Consider the following 15764-nt stretch of genomic DNA (forward strand, 5'->3'; position numbering starts at 1 on the left):
TGCCGAGGGGCGGCCATGGATATCCATCATATAAGATACTTCCTGGCCGTGTGCGAAACGCGCAACTTCACGCGCGCGGCGGAAAAGTGCAATGTCACCCAGCCGGCTCTCAGTCGTGCCATCCAGCAGCTCGAGGACGAGGTCGGTGGCCTGTTGTTCCGCCGCGAGCGCAACCTGACGCACATAACGGATCTCGGCAACCTGCTTCGCCCGCGATTCCAGCAGATCCAGGACGAGTTGACGGGTGTGCGTACGGAGGCGTCACGATTTCTCTGTCTCAGCGAAGCACATCTCAAAGTTGGCATCATGTGCACGATCGGCCCGCGCCGGTTTACCGGCCTTCTCACCGATTTCAACATGCGCCACAAGGGTGTCCAGCTGCAGTTGATCGAGGGCGTGCCCACCCGCCTGTCCGATCTGCTGGAGACCGGCGAAATCGATGTGGCGCTGATGTCGACGGCAACGAGCTTTCCAGAACGCTTCGACGTAACCTCGCTCTTTCGCGAGAGGTTCATGCTCGCTTTCCCCGCCGGCCACCGACTTAGCCAATACGATGCCATTCCTATTGCGGCGATCGACGGTGAAGTCTACTTGCGTCGCGTCAACTGCGAATATTGGGATTACCTCACGGACCTCTGCGATGCGCAAGGCGTTAAGACGCTCGTCTCCTATTCCAGCGAACGCGAGGACTGGATCCAGAACCTGGTCGCCGGCGGCCTTGGCATCTGTTTCATTCCCGAATACAGCGCCGTCATTCCCGGATTGCAAGTGAGACCAGTCGCGGAACCGGAGGTCTTCCGTGACGTCTGTCTCGTGACCGTCGCGGGCCGCCGCTTCTCCCCGGCGGTTTCGGTCTTTGTCGGCGCCGTAAAATCCTACGGCTGGGCAAACTCAATGAGCCGTTCGCACTGACGACCTCATATTAAGACCCGTGGCGAACACAGCCTGGCAAACCACCGGGCATTCGGCGTTCGCGCCGCGGTTGGCAATAGCCCACAGCTATCAAATTCAGAAGCATCTGGCATTTCTCTTTCGGTCGGGGCTCCGCCAGTCTTTGCACATGCTCGGCACCGTCCTCGCCGAGCTCCAACAAGGAGAAACCGATGATGAAGCCCGTATTGAACACCGACCGCCTTTCCTTCGCAGCCCTTGCCTTGGCCGCATTGGCCTTCGGCGCCGGCCTGCCCGCCACGTCCGCCCTCGCCGGCGAATGCCCAGCCGATCAAGTCGCCGAAGATGGCATGAAGCCTGGCCCGATGATGCCGAAGGGCGTTACCGACACTGTGATCAAGACAATCGATCTCTCGTCCAAGGGCGACGCCTGGAAGGGCAGCATGCTGCGCATGCGCAAGCTCGTCGTGCAGCCGGGCGGCATCGTTCCCTGGCATTCGCACGAGATGCGCCCGGCAAATATCCTGATCATCTCCGGCTCGATCACCGAATACAGCAGCACCTGCAAGGTGCCGATCCGGCACAAGAAGGGCGAGGTTACAGCCGAGTTCGGCCATCTCTCCCACTGGTGGAAGAACAACGGCAAAGTTCCGGCGGTGCTCTATTCCTCCGACATACTGAGCCCGGAAATGCACGGCGATGACGCAGCTATGTAACAGCTGCCTTACTATCAGAAGCAAGCCCTTATCCGCTCGCGGCGTTTCCCGCTTGCAGGGAAACGCCGAATGGTCCCCGGAGGATTACGCAATGACCGATATCGAACAGCCGCTCGGGCCGTCCGTGCACGCGCGCAAGGTCGTTTGCGCCGACAGCTGGCGCTTTGGACTGATCGCGCTCATCGCCTTTCTGACCTTGGTCGACCTCTTCGCGGCGCAAGCCGTATTGCCTTCCCTCGTCGACAAGTTCCAGGTCAGCCGCGCCACGATGGGGTTCGCCGTCAACGCCAGCACCTTCGGCATGGCCGTCGCCGGTCTGCTCGTCGCCTTCTTCGGCAGCGGCCTAGATCGGCGCAAGGGCATCTGGATCAGCCTCGCGGTCCTGTCAGTTCCAACGACGCTTCTGGCCTTTACCGACAACATCATCGTCTTCGCAGCGCTACGGGTGCTCCAGGGGCTTTGCATGTCGACGGCCTTCACGCTCACGGCCGCCTACCTGTCCGAGCACTTTTCCGCCGGCAAAGCCGCCGGAGCTCTGGCCGCCTATGTCACCGGCAATGTCGCCAGCAATCTCTTCGGCCGGATGCTGTCTGCCGCCGTTGCCGGCCTTGGCGGCCTCTCGGTGACTTTTCTGATGTTTGCCACCCTCAACCTCCTCGGCGCCGTCCTGGTGTGGATCACGCTCAAAAGAACGGCCGGCATGATGAGGACCGATGCTCGGGGAAGCCTCACCATGCGCATTTGGGACGTTCATCTCGCCGATCCGGATCTGCGCCGCGTCTTTATTATCGGCTTCCTCATCCTCTTCGTCTTCATCGGCACCTATACCTATGTCAACTTTCAGATCGTCGCGTTGGGGGTAAGGCCGATGGCGCTCGGCCTCGTCTATCTCGTCTTCCTCCCTTCGATCCTGACCACGCCTTTCGCCGGCAGGCTCGCAGCCAATATCGGGCCGGCCACCGGAACCGTACTGACCCTGGCGATCGCTGTCGTCGGGCTCGTATCGCTTCTCAGCACATTTTTGCCGATCATCCTGCTCGGATTGACGCTAGTGGCTGTCGGCACCTTCCTCGCGCAGGCGATAGCGACCGGTATAGTCGGCAGGCGTGCCATGAGCGACAAGGCGGGAGCCAGCGGCATCTATCTGGCGTCCTACTATACCGGAGGCATGATCGGCAGCCTGGTCCTTGGCCAGGTCTACGACCACTTCGGCTGGAACGCCTGCGTCTACGTGCTGGTCGCGGCACTCGGCGCAGCAATGCTGCTCGCAGGTTCCCTGAACGCGCCGCCCCGATAGGCCCCGCTCGAACCCGGCAACGATTTGAAAATGCAACCCTGCCAACCTCAAGGAGAGAGTGACATGCAAAGAACGATCAGCCTATTTTTCATGGCGGTACTTTCATTGACAGGAATAATCCTGTCGGCACCGGCCGCCGTCGTCCAGGCAGGTACCCGTGATGGTGTCGTTGTTCTGGAAAGCCGCTATTCGGTCGACGAGACCGTCAGAAAGATCAAAGGCAGCGTCGCCGAGAAGGGCATCATGCTGTTCGACGATATCGATCAAGCAGCGCTTGGTACCGCGGCCGGCAACCAGGTCCGCCCTTCGCGGCTCATCCTGTTCGGCAATCCGGCGCTCGGAACGACGTTCATCACCGCCAACCCGGTGGCCGGGCTCGATTGGCCCGTCCGGGTTCTCGTTTACCAAACGAAGGATGGGACCGTTCGGGTCGCCTATACAGATTTTGACTGGATCGCGCACCGCCATGGCATCACCAGCCGCGAGAAGGAGTTCAAGATGGCGTCCGAGGTCATCAAAGCGGTGACGGCGCCGGTCCGTCAGTGAGTTTGCGACGATGCATCAGCAATGAGGTGGGATCGACTTCCTCCTCATTGCGAAACGATGCGGCAAGCCTCTCATCCCACACCCTGGCCTTCACGGAAATAAACCTGAGACCGACCCATCGGTCGTAAGGCGTGCAGTTGAAAGGAATCGAACCAGCGTGTGCTGCTGCTGAAGTAATCGCATATTGATTTCATTGTGAAAAGCGCACCGTGTTCATCGAGTTTCCAGATAGCGGTTATCGCCCAGTCTTGGGAATAGGTCATCGAATGCAGCCATCGGACATTCCATTTCGGCTCGGCTCAACCGTGCCACACGAGTGCTCTCGTTAGTCTTTTGTCCGATGGGATTCCCGCTGGCTGTATGGGCGGGTTGCAATCCCGTCTGTAATCACGCCAATCAATTTGAAACAGGGTGGATATGCGTCTGATGGGCGATTTGCTGCTTCTCGCGGATGAGGTTCAGGAAGGCGCGCTCATCCAGGTTTTCAGCATCAAGGCCGTCCCAGTCTAGCGCCGTCTGCATGAGCGCCATATCCATCAGGCGCACGAGATCCATGAGCTGCAATGATGAAGCACTGTCTCTTGCTGCGGAGATGAGGCGGAAGAGCCGCAGGAATCCCACCGGCTCATAGCTGTCAACCACGTCAGGAATTGCGTCGGCCATTGCCTTAATTTGCCTCCAAGCTTGGCAGAGGTTCCGAGATCGAGCGGGTCTGCCTGCATCGTTCCCGAAACGGAATGTTGAATCGGATCTTGCCCGCGGAAAACGCTAACACACCCTATGAGTTGCGTAAACGATCCAACTGGATCGATTTAAAGACCGAAAATGCTGTACACTGGCGACACCTCTGCAATAGGATTAAACATCTCATTGGTAGTAGTTCTGGTTAGGCCAGCGATCAAAATCGGCTCTTGCGATCGTTAAACTGCGACTTCTCAGCACCGATGAGCTGCCGTTCTTCAGCAATTGCCCGCAATCCCCGACTAAGTATATTGTTACGCTTCCACTAATACGCGAGGCGGTCGTGAATAAACCCTTCCCTCCTCTTCCGTTCGGCAGCGAACGCGCCGATCTGGACAAATCGCCACTTGAAATCAGGGGCCTGCTTTCGCGGCCGATCTGGCGCGAGCTCAGAACCTTTCTGGCGGTCGCCAAAAGCCCCTCCTTTGCTCAAGCCGCGGAACTGCTCGGCACCAGCGCGCCCACCGTCAGCCGCGATGTGAAGCGCCTCCAGGACCAGATCGGTTCGCAACTTGTCATCTCGACCTTTTCCGGCGTCACCCTGACGGAAACCGGCCGCAAGCTCGCCATCCAGGTCGCGGAACTGGATTTTCAGTTGTTCGCCCTTTCCAACGACCTGAAGGATGAGATGGATGCCGTCACCGGGCGGGTCGCCGTCAGCGTGACCTCCGGCCTTGCCGTCGCCATCGTCGCTCCTGCGGTACCCCGGCTGAACGACAGCTATCCGCGCCTCAATCTCGACATCCGGGAACAGGTGTCGCTGGTCAATTTCGAGAAGAACCAGGCCGACCTGATGATCTCGCTGTCTCCGATCTCGAGAGCGGATGTCGATTGTGTCGAGATCGGCACTCTTCATCTCATTCCGGTGGCCAGCCGTGATTATCTGAAAAAATCCGGCGTTCCGCAGCGGCAGTTCATTTCCCAGCATGTCTATGTGCAGTGCAATTATTATGACTCCGACCGAGAGATCTGGAACGGCTGGCGCGGTCTCGTTCACGCCGGCCACCAGACCCACAACTGCGAGAACTCGCTCGCCTATTATGCGCTCGTTCGAAACGGCGCCGGCGTCGGGCTGCTCGGCAACTATGTTCTTGCAGATCCCGAACTCGTGCCGCTTGAACTCGGCGTTCATGTCGCTCTGCCGATCTACCTGATTTCCGTTGCCAATCGCAGGCAATCGAGACCGGTTGCCGCCGTCTATGACTGGATCGTCGATGTTTTCAGGACCAATCCGTCATTCGGGACTGGATTGACCTTCCCGTCCGGACGGCACGAGCAGGAAGAAAGCCTGCGCAAGATGCTTGAAACTATCGCTCCTCCGCCGCCTTCACAATCTGGCTGAGCTCTTCCGAGATCGAAAGATAGGCATTCGCGACATCCTCGAGGAAGCCGGCAAGCTCGACCGGCTGCACTGTCGGATCGTTGATGAGACGACGCACCATTTCGGTGTGCAGTTTCGTGCGGGTCAGGATTTCCTCCTGCAGCGCCGCTGTTGCGGACTTGTCACCCGCGTTTCGCAAATCTGCCATGGTCATGCTGTCTCAAACGAACTCGGTGCGTCCCATTGGCCTTCGACACGCAACAGCAAAGCACTGCTGCTCTCCATCGTAATCGGGTCAGACGAGGCGGGAATTGTGCCGACAACGGTCAGATAAGGCTCCGGATGGCCGGCGATCTCTACCGGGGGGCCGTCGACGATCTCCAGATCGAACAAAATGGTCCACAACCGCGCGAGGCGCTGCTCGGCTTGGGTCAGAACCTTCGTATAGCCCTTGCGCGCCACGTGATCGAACGTCATCTGAATGCAACGCTTAACCGTAAAAGGGTGTCGGTACTTTTCTCGGAAGCAGGTTCGTTCATACTTGGCAAAATCGGCGAACCAACGAATGCGAAGGGAGCCGACCGGCTCTTCGCCATCATAAAAGACGAAATGCGTGGCCTGGTGATCATTGCCATCGAAGATGAAGGAGGGCGAGATACCGTGCTCATGGACAAAGCAGATGCTTCTCAAGATCATCGCATCCCGAACATGGTCCGGGGTGGTTGCGACTTGGCATCGAAGATTGGGATATTTGTTCACCATCGGTCGGCCTCGTTGTCTGTGCAACCCACTTCAACTCCAGAATGCGAGCCGCGCGAAGGACGAAGATTTCAGGGGGGATTTCAAAAATGACGGACCCTGCCGATCCGATGGCAACCATCATCGCTCTCTGTGCCGAAGGGGCACGTCGGTTCGGCGACGACCCGAGGGCCATTGCGAGCTTCGTCGAAAATGAGATCGCCCGCCTCTCCGAGACAGAACAGCGGCAACTCAAGGAACAACTGACGCTTTTGACCGATGGAGGTGGATCTCAAAAGCCGATCATGTAAAGACAATCCACAAGATTTGACGATTTCCGGAAGTATTCTCAAGGATAGGCATGAAAGATCAGGAACTGAATTTGGCAATCGGCCAAAGGCTGCGCTCCGTGCGTGCCGCTCGTGGCGTCACCCAGAGCGAACTGGCCGCGCATATCGGTGTCGCGTTTCAGCAGATTCAAAAATATGAGAATGGTATAAACCGTCTGTCCGTTGCGGTCATGCTGCGGCTGTGCAGCTTCATGAAGGTGGATGCCGGTTGGTTCGTCAACGGCATCGAAACGGAGGCGGGCGCGGGTGTCGAGGACGAGGCGGCCTATCTTGCGGAGGAAATCGGGCGCATCTCCGATGAGAAGATCCGCCGCAACCTGACGATGCTGATCCACTCCCTGACCGTCACCGATGTGGCGAACTGAAGGCAATCCGGCTGGCTTCGGCACAGCGTTGACCTGACGAGGCCGTACTTGCTGCGAGTGGCCTCGCAGGCAAGCTGCGAGGCCTGGAGATCATTGATAGTCTCAAGCCGCGTTCGGATAACGCACGGCGTACCAGTTCCTGAACAGGCGATACTGGTTTTCGAGGTGGCGGCGCTGCGAGTCGCTGAGCTTGTCGGTCTCGTTGAAGTGCAGCGTGTATTCCATCTCGCCATTCAGCACCATCAGATATTTGTAGTGCAGCACCAGATCCGGGCCTTCGTCATAGGTCGAAAGAACCATCAGCGCCTCTTCGAGCTCGCGTGCGGCGCTGCGGGCAACGGCATCGCCCTCTGCTGCCTTTTCGCAGAGCGAGACGAGATGCAGGACTTCCTTCGGCAGCGCATTGCCGATGCCGGTAATGGCGCCGCCTGCACCGCAATTGACGAAGCCGTGATAGACGCCGGTGTCGACGCCGACCATCAGCGTCAGCGCATCATCGCCCGACGTGATGTTTTCGGCCGCATAGGTCATGTCGCTCTTGCCGCCGAACTCCTTGAAGCCGACGAGGTTCGAGAAGCGCGAACGCAGATCGAAGAAGAGATCGGCGCGCGTTGCAAAGCCGTAATAGGGGCTGTTGTAGATGACTGCCGGCAGGCCCTTTGCAGCCTCGAGGATCGCCGAGAAATGATCCCGCTGGGCCGAGACAGACGAGCCGCGCGACAGGACGCGCGGAATGACCATCAGTCCCTTGGCGCCGACGGCGGCCGCATGCGCGGCATGGGCAACAGCCGACTTAGTGTTGACGGCACCGGTGCCGACGATGACGGGAACACCCGCCTCGACGAGGCGCTTAACGCCTTCCTGGCGCTGCTCGTCCGTCAACAGCGGCCAGTCGCCCATCGAACCGCAGTAGACGACGGCGGACATGCCGAGGTCGATCAGTTCCTTGCCCTTGCGAGCAAGCGCGTCGAAGTCAGGGGTACGGTCATCGTTGCAGGGCGTCATGAGCGCCGGGATGCAGCCTTGGAATACGGAACCAGTCATCGCCAATCTCTCGTTATCTTAAAACTCCCCGGACATGGGGTTGATGAGGCATTTAACACCTTGCCGACTTCTTGTCGACAATAAAAATACAAAGCGCAATTTTCCTTCGACGCTCGACGAAGCGTTTACCCGGCGGCGCAAGAGTTTTGTAGCGACTAGAGCGCCAACCCGGCGGTCTGGCGGGAATCGGCAGTGATGTAAGAGCGGATTTGGCCGACGATCTGATCAGCGTGAGCAGATGCCAGGCTGTCGGCGCGCGCCACGTCGCGATTGATGATCGCCTGGATCATCTCCTCGTGCTCGCCGACATATTGGCGCGGCAGGACATCGTTGAAGGAGGAATAGTAGAGCCTCAGGATGCGGCGTCCCTCGTCCAGCAGCCGGGTGAAGAGCTCGACATAGTATCGGTTCCGACCGGCCTGGGCGATCGCGATATGGAAGTCGCGGTTGGTCGAAATCATGCCGAGCACGTCGCGATTGGTGACCGCTATCTCGAAGGCCTTCTGCTGAACACGGATGGCGGCGATATCCCCTTCGGTGTGATTGGTGGCCGCAAGCCGGGTGGTGACGCGATACATCAGCGTAAGGGCATCGAAAAACTCCGGCAGGCCGAGGAAATCGATGTTCGAGACGATCGTCGCGCGGTTGGTCAGCGTCGTGATCAGCCCTTCGGCGGCAAGCCGCACCAGCGCTTCGCGGATCGGCGTTCGCGACAGCGCAAAACGATCGGACAATTGCTGTTCGTCGATCGGGCTGCCGGGCGGCAGTTTCAGCTCGATGATCTCGTTTCGAAGCGTCTCATAGACCGTCGATACGCCGGAGCCGCGCCGGTGTGTTTGCAGTTTTTCGGTCTCGTCCACGCTTTCATCGTCCTTTCAAGCAGCCGAGTTGATACTCAGTTTACTAGCGAATCCGCTGGACAACTTCAAACCTTATATACTTTCTGTCGGCAGATGAAATTTTGAATGTTCCCTTTTGCCTCGACAAGAGGCAGCGGTGCCTATTCCCGTTTTCCCGGCTTGCCGACGCGCAACGCATCGCTCAATTCCATCCGCGCTGTGCCGATCAGCTGCTCCATCGCAAAACGCGCCGCATCTGGCCGTCGCATGCGGATCGCGTCCAACACGTCCTGATGCCGGGCGATCGCATAGTCGTGGCTCTGGCTCGCCCGGTTGGTCAGGCGGAAACTTGCAAGCAAAGCAGCGCGGATGGCGGTGGCAAACTGACGGAAGACCCAGTTGCCGCTGGCATTGATAATGGCGGTATGAAATTCGAGGTCCGCCTGGCTCCAGGCCTCGTTGTCACGGGCATTGGCCGCCACCATGTCCTCGAAGGCTTCAGCGATCTGGGCAAGCTGCCTGGCCGTCGCATTGGCTGCGGCCTGTGCAGCAGCGGCCGGCTCCAACAGCTGGCGGGCGTCGAGCAACGAATCGTAGAAGCCACGGTCATCGCTGAATTCGAGCGTCGCATCGAGGACCAGGGGATCGAGATAGTTCCAGTTCTCGCGGGGCAGCACGCTGGTGCCGGCGCGCGTGCGCGAACGGACCATGCCGAGGGCCGACAGATATTGCATCGCCTCCCTGAGGCTGGTGCGGCTGACACCATAGAGTTCGGAAAGCTCCGCCTCGTTCGGCAGAAGCGAGCCTTCGGCAATATCGCCGGAGACGATCTGCCCGATGAGCTTCTTCAACAGCTCCTCGCGCACGGTGCGCCGTCCCTGTTCAGGCTTGGTCGCCGCACTTCCCGTTCGCAGAAGTCCCGATCGCGTACTCATCACGTCCCCCGTGCCACTGGTCTTGTTTTCATCATGGGCGGCGCCTCGCTCAAGCTTCAATCTACAACTGCAGGCTCAGCAGGCTTCTCCCAAGAAATCTGATCGTCACGCGCGGCTGCCGCGTCTCGCGGCCGACGAGCGCATGTTGTCGAGCAGGACGGCGATCAGGAGAATAAGACCGCGCACCACATATTGATAGAAGGCCTGGATGTTGAGCAGATTCATGACATTTTCGGCAATGCCCATAATGAGCACGCCGACGATCACACCGGTCATCGCCGCGCGGCCGCCGGCGAGCGACACGCCGCCCAGCACGCAGGCCGAGATGACGGAGAGCTCAAGGCCGGTCGCCGCATTCGGCTGACCGGATGTGATGCGCGAGGCAAGCAGAATGCCGGCGATGCCGCAGACGAGACCCTGCAGGGCAAAAATCCAGATGCGCATGGTAGCGACATTGACGCCCGCAAGGCGCGAGGCCTCAGGATTGCCGCCGATCGCCAGCGTGTTCTTGCCGAAGACGGTGCGGTTCAGAACGAAACCGAAGACGATGAAGAGCAGCACCATGATCCAGATCGGCGTCGGCACCGTCAGGAAGCGTGACAGCGCCAGCTGGTAGAAGGCGGGGTCGTTGATGCCGACGGCGCGACCATCAGAAGCGATCAGCGCCAGGCCGCGCACGATCTGCATGGTCGCAAGCGTGGTGATCAGTGCGTTGATGCGAAAGCGGGCGATGACCACACCATTCACAAAGCCGACGATGCTGCCGCAGACGAGAGCCGCCAGCAGGCCAAGCGGAATAGAGCCGGTGGAATTCGACACCATGACGGCAATCATGCCGGAGAAGGCGACCGTCGAGCCGACGGAAAGGTCGAAATCCCGCGAGGCAAGGCAGAACATCATCGTGCAGGCGACGATGCCGATCGTCACCACCGACTGCAGCAGGCCGAGCATGTTGCGTTCGGTCAGGAAGCTCGGAACGGTCATCGAGACGATCACGAAGGCGATCGCGAAGATCACCACCAGCCCCTGTTCGCCGAGAAGGATTTTTTTCAACGCGTTCATCACTACAGTTCCTGAATTAGATTGTACCGGCGACATTCTTGTCGGGCAGCGCCGCGGTCAGAATGCTGCGTTCGTCGAAATCGGCGCGCTCCACATCGGCGGCCACACGACCCTGGCACATGACCATGATGCGATCCGAGATACCCATGACCTCGGGAAGCTCGCTGGAAATGACGACGATCGCCATGCCACCGGCAGCAAGTTCATAGAGGATTTCATAGATTTCCGACTTGGCGCCGACATCGATGCCGCGCGTCGGCTCGTCGATGACAAGCACCTTGACGCCCTGCTCCGAAAGCCAGCGACCGAGGATGACCTTCTGCTGGTTGCCGCCGGAGAGATTGATGATGTCCTGCTTGCGCGAAGGCGTGCGAACCCTAAGCTTGGCAATGAACTGGTCGGCGATCGAAGCTTCCTTCTTCGAGTTCAGCACGCCGAATGGAGAGAAATGCCGGCGTGAGGAGATCGCAATATTCTCCTCGATCGAGCGTCCCTGAATGATGCCGTCGAACTTGCGGTCCTCCGGGCAGAGAACCATGCCGGCATTGATCGAGGCCTTCGGATTGTTGGGTGAAACGGCAACGCCATCGATCGCGACATTGCCCTGATGACGGTGGTCTGCGCCATAGAGCAGCCGCGCCATTTCGCTTCGTCCCGCACCGATCAGGCCGAAGAAGCCAAGAATTTCGCCCTTGCGAACGGAGAAGCTGATCGGATTGCGGAGCTTTGAGCCGGACAGGGTTTTGACCTCAAGGCGGACATCGCCGAGTGGCCGCTCGCGCCAGCCCCAGATATTGGCGATCTCGCGGCCGACCATTTCGGCGATGATCTGCTCGCGTGTCGTCTTGCCGATATCGGGATGGTGGGCGGCAAGCTTACCATCGCGCAGAACCGTCAGGCTGTCGCAGAGACGAAAGATCTCATCAAGGCGGTGCGAGACATAGATAATGACCGTACCCTTGGCCTTCAGCTTGCCGATGAGGGAAAACAGGATTTCGCTTTCACGCGAGGAGAGCGAGGAGGTCGGCTCGTCGAGCGCGATCACCCGCGCGTCGAGCATCACGGCCTTGGCGATCTCCACCATCTGGCGGGCACCGATCGGCAGCGAGGAGACCTTTGCGAAAGGGTCGACGTCAATGCCGATCTCGTCAAGCTTGGCGCGAACCGTCTCGATCAGCGTCTTGCCATTGATGACGCCGGCCCTGCCGGGAAAGCGGCCGAGCCAGAGATTTTCGGCGACGGTCAGTTCCGGGACGAGCTGAAGCTCCTGATGGATGACGATCACGCCGGCGTGGAAGGCATCGCGGACGGAGCTGTATTTCTGCTCGACGCCATCGATGAGAATGCTGCCTTCATCGGCAGACTGGTCGCCGGAGAGCACGCGGATCAAGGTGGACTTGCCGGCGCCATTTTCGCCCATCAGCCCGTGCACGGCGCCTTTTTCGACGCCGAAGGAGATGTTGGAGAGCGCCTGGACGCCCGGATAACCCTTGGAAATGGTCTTGAATTCGAGGAAAGCCATCATCGCTCCGTCGAGAATGTGCCCGGCGGCTTGAAGGGCCGCCGGGATGAAATCATCACCAAGGGATGATTATTCGATGCCGAGGTCCTTGCGAACCTTTTCATAGTCGCCGCGCAGCGCCAGCGAACCTGACGTCAGCGTCACCTTTGCCGGCTCCTTGTCGTTGGCGATCCAGTCATACATGTTGAGCGCGGTTTCATAACCGTGACGCTTCGGCGAGATGATGACCGTGCCGAAGAAACCGGTCGCAGACGGCTTCTTGAACTCATTGATTGCCGATTCCGCACCACCAATGCCGACGCCAATCATGTTGTCGGCGGAAATGCCGACCGATTCCGATGCGCGCACAGCGCCGAGCACAGCTTCATCGTTGAGGCCGAAGGCGATCCAGTACTTCACATCGGCATGCTTGTTGAGAACAGTTGTGGCGGCGTTGAGCGCTGCCTCGGTGTCCGTTTTTGCCTGCGGCGCGTCATAGATGTTTTCGGCCGGGAAGCCGGCAGCCTTCAAAACCGAGATCGCGCCTTCGACACGGTCGACAGCCGTCGGAAGCTGATCGTAGGAGACGCGGATCGCGCCGACATTCTTCATGTCCCAACCGCGCCTCTTCATCTCGTCAACGAGCGCCTGGCCGACGCCTTCGCCGATCTTCGTGGCGGAAATGCCCATATGCGGCACATCTTCCAGCGGCTTGCCGTCGGCATCGACCAGACGGTCGTCGACGGTCATCAGCTTGAGTTGGTTGGCAGCGGCCTTGGCAACAATGCCAGGACCAAGCTTGACGTCAGGTGTGCAGATGATGAAGCCCTGGGCACCCTGCGCACCGAGGTTATCGATCGCCGACTGGACCTTTTCGCCATCTTCGGCGCCGATCTTGACGACGGTAAAACCCTTTTCCTTGGCGGCCTGATCGGCAAATTTCCATTCGTCCTGGAACCAGGGCTCCTCCGGCTGCTTCACGATGAAACCGATCTTGACGTCCTCTGCCAAGACGGAGCCGGCGGCCAGAACGGCAAAGGCGCCAGCGAGGATGGCTGCTTTGACGAAGCGCATAATCTCTCTCCCTAAATCTCGATCTGCCGCTCATCGGCGGCAGTCATTGAATAGGAACAAACATCATACCAGTCAATATTTATGTATGATTATTTATGCGAATCCACCATGAAAGCCCGCATAAAATCACCGAAACGCCAAGCCGTAGGTCGAGAGCGAGCCGACAACGCCGTCGAAGACGAAAATAAATCCTATATATATTGACATTTAGTCGACCGATAATAGGGTGCCGCCACAGTTCGGATCAGCCTCGATCTCTTGGGGAAAGCATCGCTTCATGGCCATCATCGATCTGCAGGACGGGCCACTTTCGGCTCATGTATCGCCGATCGGGCTGGTCCTTCATTTTTCGTGGATGCGAGAAGGTCGGGATGCGCTGTCCTCCGCTGCAGCCGCAGGAAATTCCTGATCATCGAGAAAGAGCATAAGAGGAAGTAGACGATGCCAAACCGCCTTTCCGGAAAACGGGTCTTCATTACAGGTGCCGCGCAAGGGATCGGCCAGGCCATCGCCGAGGCCTTTGCCGCAGAAGACGCGCGCCTCTTCCTGGTCGACCGCGATGAGAAACTCCTCGAAGAAACCGCCGCGCAGCTTGCGGCAAAAGGCACGATGCTCGGCTATCAGGCGGCCGACATCACCGATGCTACCGCCATAAAGGCTGCTGTGGCCAAGGCAGGGGAACAGATCGGCAGCATCAATGCCCTCGTCAACAATGCTGGCGTCAACGTCTTTGCCGAGCCTTTGCAGGCAACGGATGAAGAATGGCAGCGCTGCTTCGATATCAATCTCAAGGGCGCCTGGCATTGCTGCCGTGCCGTCCTGCCGCAGATGATCGCCGATGGCGGCGGCGTCATTCTTAATATCGCCTCGACCCACGCCTTCACCATCATCCCGCACACCTTTCCGTACCCGCTCGCCAAACATGCGCTACTCGGCATGACCAAGTCGCTCGGCATCGAATATGCCCCACAGCATGTGCGTGTAAACGCGATTGCGCCCGGCTACGTCTCGACCCAGAAGGTCATCGACTACTGGAACAGTTTCCCCGACCCGGAAAAGGCCAAGGCTGAGACGATGAAGCTGCATCCGGGCGGGCGCATTGCGACCCCGCAGGAAATCGCCATGGCGGCGGTCTTCATGATCTCGGATGAATGCACCTTCATCAATGCCACCTGCCTGACGATCGACGGCGGCCTGAGCGTCATGCAACACCAGTGATCGTTTCCGCCTCTCGCCAGAGTCCTAAAGTGCGGCGCACACTGTTATTGTCTAGTTTTTGCGCAGCAGCATTACTTGACACAATTTTGGGCGATCCATAGAGTTTTATCCATCTGGTAAAAAGAGGGGAACTCATGAAAAATCAGATCATTATGTCTCGCCGCACGGTGCTCGCTTCCGGCATGGCGCTCGGTGCAACCGCCTTTGCACCCAAGCTCTGGGCACAGGAAAAACTGAAGGTTGCCGGCATCCATGCCTCGCCGGTCGAAAACGCCTGGAATTCCTGTCTGCACAAGGCGCTTCAGGATGCCGCTTCCGAAGGTGTGATCGAATACGTCTTCTCCGAAGGCGTCTCGGGCACCGACTATCCGCGTGCCATGCGCGAATATGCCGAACAGGGCGCAGCACTCATCGTCGGCGAGGCCTATGCCGTGGAGCGTGAAGCCCGCCAGGTGGCCGCCGATTATCCGAAGACCGCCTTCATGCTCGGCTCCAGTGGCGAACCGTCCGGCGACAATTTCGGCGTCTTCGGTACCTGGAATCACGACGGCGCCTATCTCGCCGGAATGCTCGCCGGCAAGATGACGAAATCGGGTATTGTCGGCTCGGTCGGCGCGCTGCCGATCCCCGAAGTCAACATGCTGATGAATGCCTTTGCCGCCGGCGTGAAGGAAGTCCGCCCGGATGCCAAGCACCTCGTCGCCTTCATCGGCACTTTCTTCGATCCACCGAAGGCGCGCGAAGCCGGCCTTGCCCAGATCGATGCCGGCGCCGACATTCTCTTCGGCGAGCGCATCGGCACGGCTGACGCTGCCAAGGAGCGCGGCATCAAGTCCGTCGGTTCGCTGATCGACTATACGCCGCGTTATCCGGATACGGTCTTTGCCAACGCCATCTGGGGCTTCCGCCCGATCCTCAATGCGGCGATAGCCGACGTGAAGGCCGGCAAGCCGACCGGCAACAACTACACGCGCTTCGGCCTGATGAAGGAAGGCGGCAGCGATATCGTCTATGTCAAGGGCATCGCACCGGCAGAGGCCGAAGCGGCGATGGAAGCCAAACGCGCCGCCATCAAGTCCGGCGCCTTCGAAGTGCCGATCATGCCCGAGGAGCCCAAGTAAGCCGG

19 protein-coding genes are annotated in these 15764 nt (G+C 59.2%); 10 read left to right on the top strand and 9 right to left on the bottom strand.

Annotated features, from left to right (window positions below; translation table 11 throughout):
• Positions 1-15 precede the first annotated feature (15 nt).
• The 4 genes from FHT87_RS05450 (at position 16) to FHT87_RS05465 (ending at position 3450) form a co-directional block, all read left to right on the top strand.
• Complete coding sequence (locus FHT87_RS05450) at positions 16-912, top strand: LysR family transcriptional regulator (protein WP_183726119.1); 897 nt, start codon at positions 16-18, stop codon at positions 910-912.
• Positions 913-1106: 194 nt separating this feature from the next.
• Positions 1107-1607, top strand: coding sequence for a cupin (locus tag FHT87_RS05455; RefSeq protein WP_183727243.1), 501 nt, complete (start codon positions 1107-1109; stop codon positions 1605-1607).
• A gap of 91 nt (positions 1608-1698) precedes the next feature.
• On the top strand, positions 1699-2904 hold the full coding sequence (locus FHT87_RS05460; protein ID WP_183726121.1) for an MFS transporter: 1206 nt from the start codon (positions 1699-1701) through the stop codon (positions 2902-2904).
• A 63-nt stretch (positions 2905-2967) separates the two neighbouring features.
• The gene (locus FHT87_RS05465) at positions 2968-3450 is read left to right on the top strand and encodes a DUF302 domain-containing protein (RefSeq protein ID WP_246699564.1); all 483 of its coding nucleotides are present in this window, start codon (positions 2968-2970) and stop codon (positions 3448-3450) included.
• A gap of 396 nt (positions 3451-3846) precedes the next feature.
• Here FHT87_RS05465 and FHT87_RS05470 read toward each other — a convergent pair whose 3' ends face one another.
• Positions 3847-4113: a hypothetical protein gene (locus FHT87_RS05470; RefSeq protein ID WP_183726123.1), complete on the bottom strand. Its 267-nt coding sequence runs from the start codon at positions 4111-4113 to the stop codon at positions 3847-3849.
• A 361-nt stretch (positions 4114-4474) separates the two neighbouring features.
• Between FHT87_RS05470 and FHT87_RS05475 the strand changes: the two genes are divergently transcribed.
• A complete protein-coding gene (locus FHT87_RS05475; RefSeq protein WP_183726125.1) occupies positions 4475-5533 on the top strand; it encodes a LysR family transcriptional regulator in 1059 nt (352 codons plus the stop codon).
• On the opposite strand, the gene FHT87_RS05480 is transcribed toward FHT87_RS05475, so the two are convergent.
• Complete coding sequence (locus FHT87_RS05480) at positions 5499-5726, bottom strand: hypothetical protein (protein WP_183726127.1); 228 nt, start codon at positions 5724-5726, stop codon at positions 5499-5501. The genes FHT87_RS05475 and FHT87_RS05480 overlap by 35 nt on opposite strands.
• On the bottom strand, positions 5723-6274 hold the full coding sequence (locus FHT87_RS05485) for a hypothetical protein (RefSeq protein WP_246698036.1): 552 nt from the start codon (positions 6272-6274) through the stop codon (positions 5723-5725). Before FHT87_RS05485 ends, FHT87_RS05480 begins: the two co-directional genes overlap by 4 nt.
• 86 nt (positions 6275-6360) lie before the next feature.
• Here FHT87_RS05485 and FHT87_RS05490 point away from each other — a divergent pair, with 86 nt between their 5' ends.
• Positions 6361-6561, top strand: a complete 201-nt coding sequence (locus tag FHT87_RS05490) for a hypothetical protein (protein WP_183800092.1) — start codon at positions 6361-6363, stop codon at positions 6559-6561.
• 50 nt (positions 6562-6611) lie between these two features.
• Complete coding sequence (locus FHT87_RS05495) at positions 6612-6965, top strand: helix-turn-helix transcriptional regulator (RefSeq protein WP_183726131.1); 354 nt, start codon at positions 6612-6614, stop codon at positions 6963-6965.
• Positions 6966-7067: 102 nt separating this feature from the next.
• Here the strand turns inward: FHT87_RS05495 and FHT87_RS05500 are convergent, their stop codons facing one another.
• The 6 genes from FHT87_RS05500 to FHT87_RS05525 all read right to left on the bottom strand — a co-directional run bounded on the left by FHT87_RS05500 (position 7068) and on the right by FHT87_RS05525 (position 13420).
• Complete coding sequence (locus FHT87_RS05500) at positions 7068-8009, bottom strand: dihydrodipicolinate synthase family protein (RefSeq protein ID WP_183800094.1); 942 nt, start codon at positions 8007-8009, stop codon at positions 7068-7070.
• A gap of 155 nt (positions 8010-8164) precedes the next feature.
• A complete protein-coding gene (locus FHT87_RS05505; protein ID WP_183726135.1) occupies positions 8165-8869 on the bottom strand; it encodes a GntR family transcriptional regulator in 705 nt (234 codons plus the stop codon).
• Positions 8870-9009: 140 nt separating this feature from the next.
• Positions 9010-9783: a FadR/GntR family transcriptional regulator gene (locus FHT87_RS05510; protein WP_183726137.1), complete on the bottom strand. Its 774-nt coding sequence runs from the start codon at positions 9781-9783 to the stop codon at positions 9010-9012.
• A 105-nt stretch (positions 9784-9888) separates the two neighbouring features.
• Positions 9889-10845 (bottom strand): L-arabinose ABC transporter permease AraH, encoded by a 957-nt coding sequence (gene araH, locus FHT87_RS05515; protein ID WP_183726139.1) that lies wholly within the window; start codon positions 10843-10845, stop codon positions 9889-9891.
• Positions 10846-10861: 16 nt separating this feature from the next.
• Complete coding sequence (gene araG / locus FHT87_RS05520) at positions 10862-12367, bottom strand: L-arabinose ABC transporter ATP-binding protein AraG (protein ID WP_183727247.1); 1506 nt, start codon at positions 12365-12367, stop codon at positions 10862-10864.
• A gap of 69 nt (positions 12368-12436) precedes the next feature.
• On the bottom strand, positions 12437-13420 hold the full coding sequence (locus tag FHT87_RS05525) for an arabinose ABC transporter substrate-binding protein (protein ID WP_183726141.1): 984 nt from the start codon (positions 13418-13420) through the stop codon (positions 12437-12439).
• A 277-nt stretch (positions 13421-13697) separates the two neighbouring features.
• Between FHT87_RS05525 and FHT87_RS31365 the strand changes: the two genes are divergently transcribed.
• From FHT87_RS31365 to FHT87_RS05535, 3 genes are all read left to right on the top strand, one after another.
• The gene (locus FHT87_RS31365; RefSeq protein ID WP_281411200.1) at positions 13698-13829 is read left to right on the top strand and encodes a hypothetical protein; all 132 of its coding nucleotides are present in this window, start codon (positions 13698-13700) and stop codon (positions 13827-13829) included.
• A 32-nt stretch (positions 13830-13861) separates the two neighbouring features.
• Complete coding sequence (locus tag FHT87_RS05530; RefSeq protein ID WP_183800097.1) at positions 13862-14638, top strand: SDR family oxidoreductase; 777 nt, start codon at positions 13862-13864, stop codon at positions 14636-14638.
• A gap of 134 nt (positions 14639-14772) precedes the next feature.
• Complete coding sequence (locus FHT87_RS05535; protein WP_183800099.1) at positions 14773-15759, top strand: BMP family protein; 987 nt, start codon at positions 14773-14775, stop codon at positions 15757-15759.
• Positions 15760-15764 lie beyond the last annotated feature (5 nt).

The organism is Rhizobium sp. BK316, from assembly GCF_014193695.1.
In the GTDB taxonomy this organism is placed as follows: Bacteria; Pseudomonadota; Alphaproteobacteria; order Rhizobiales; family Rhizobiaceae; genus Rhizobium.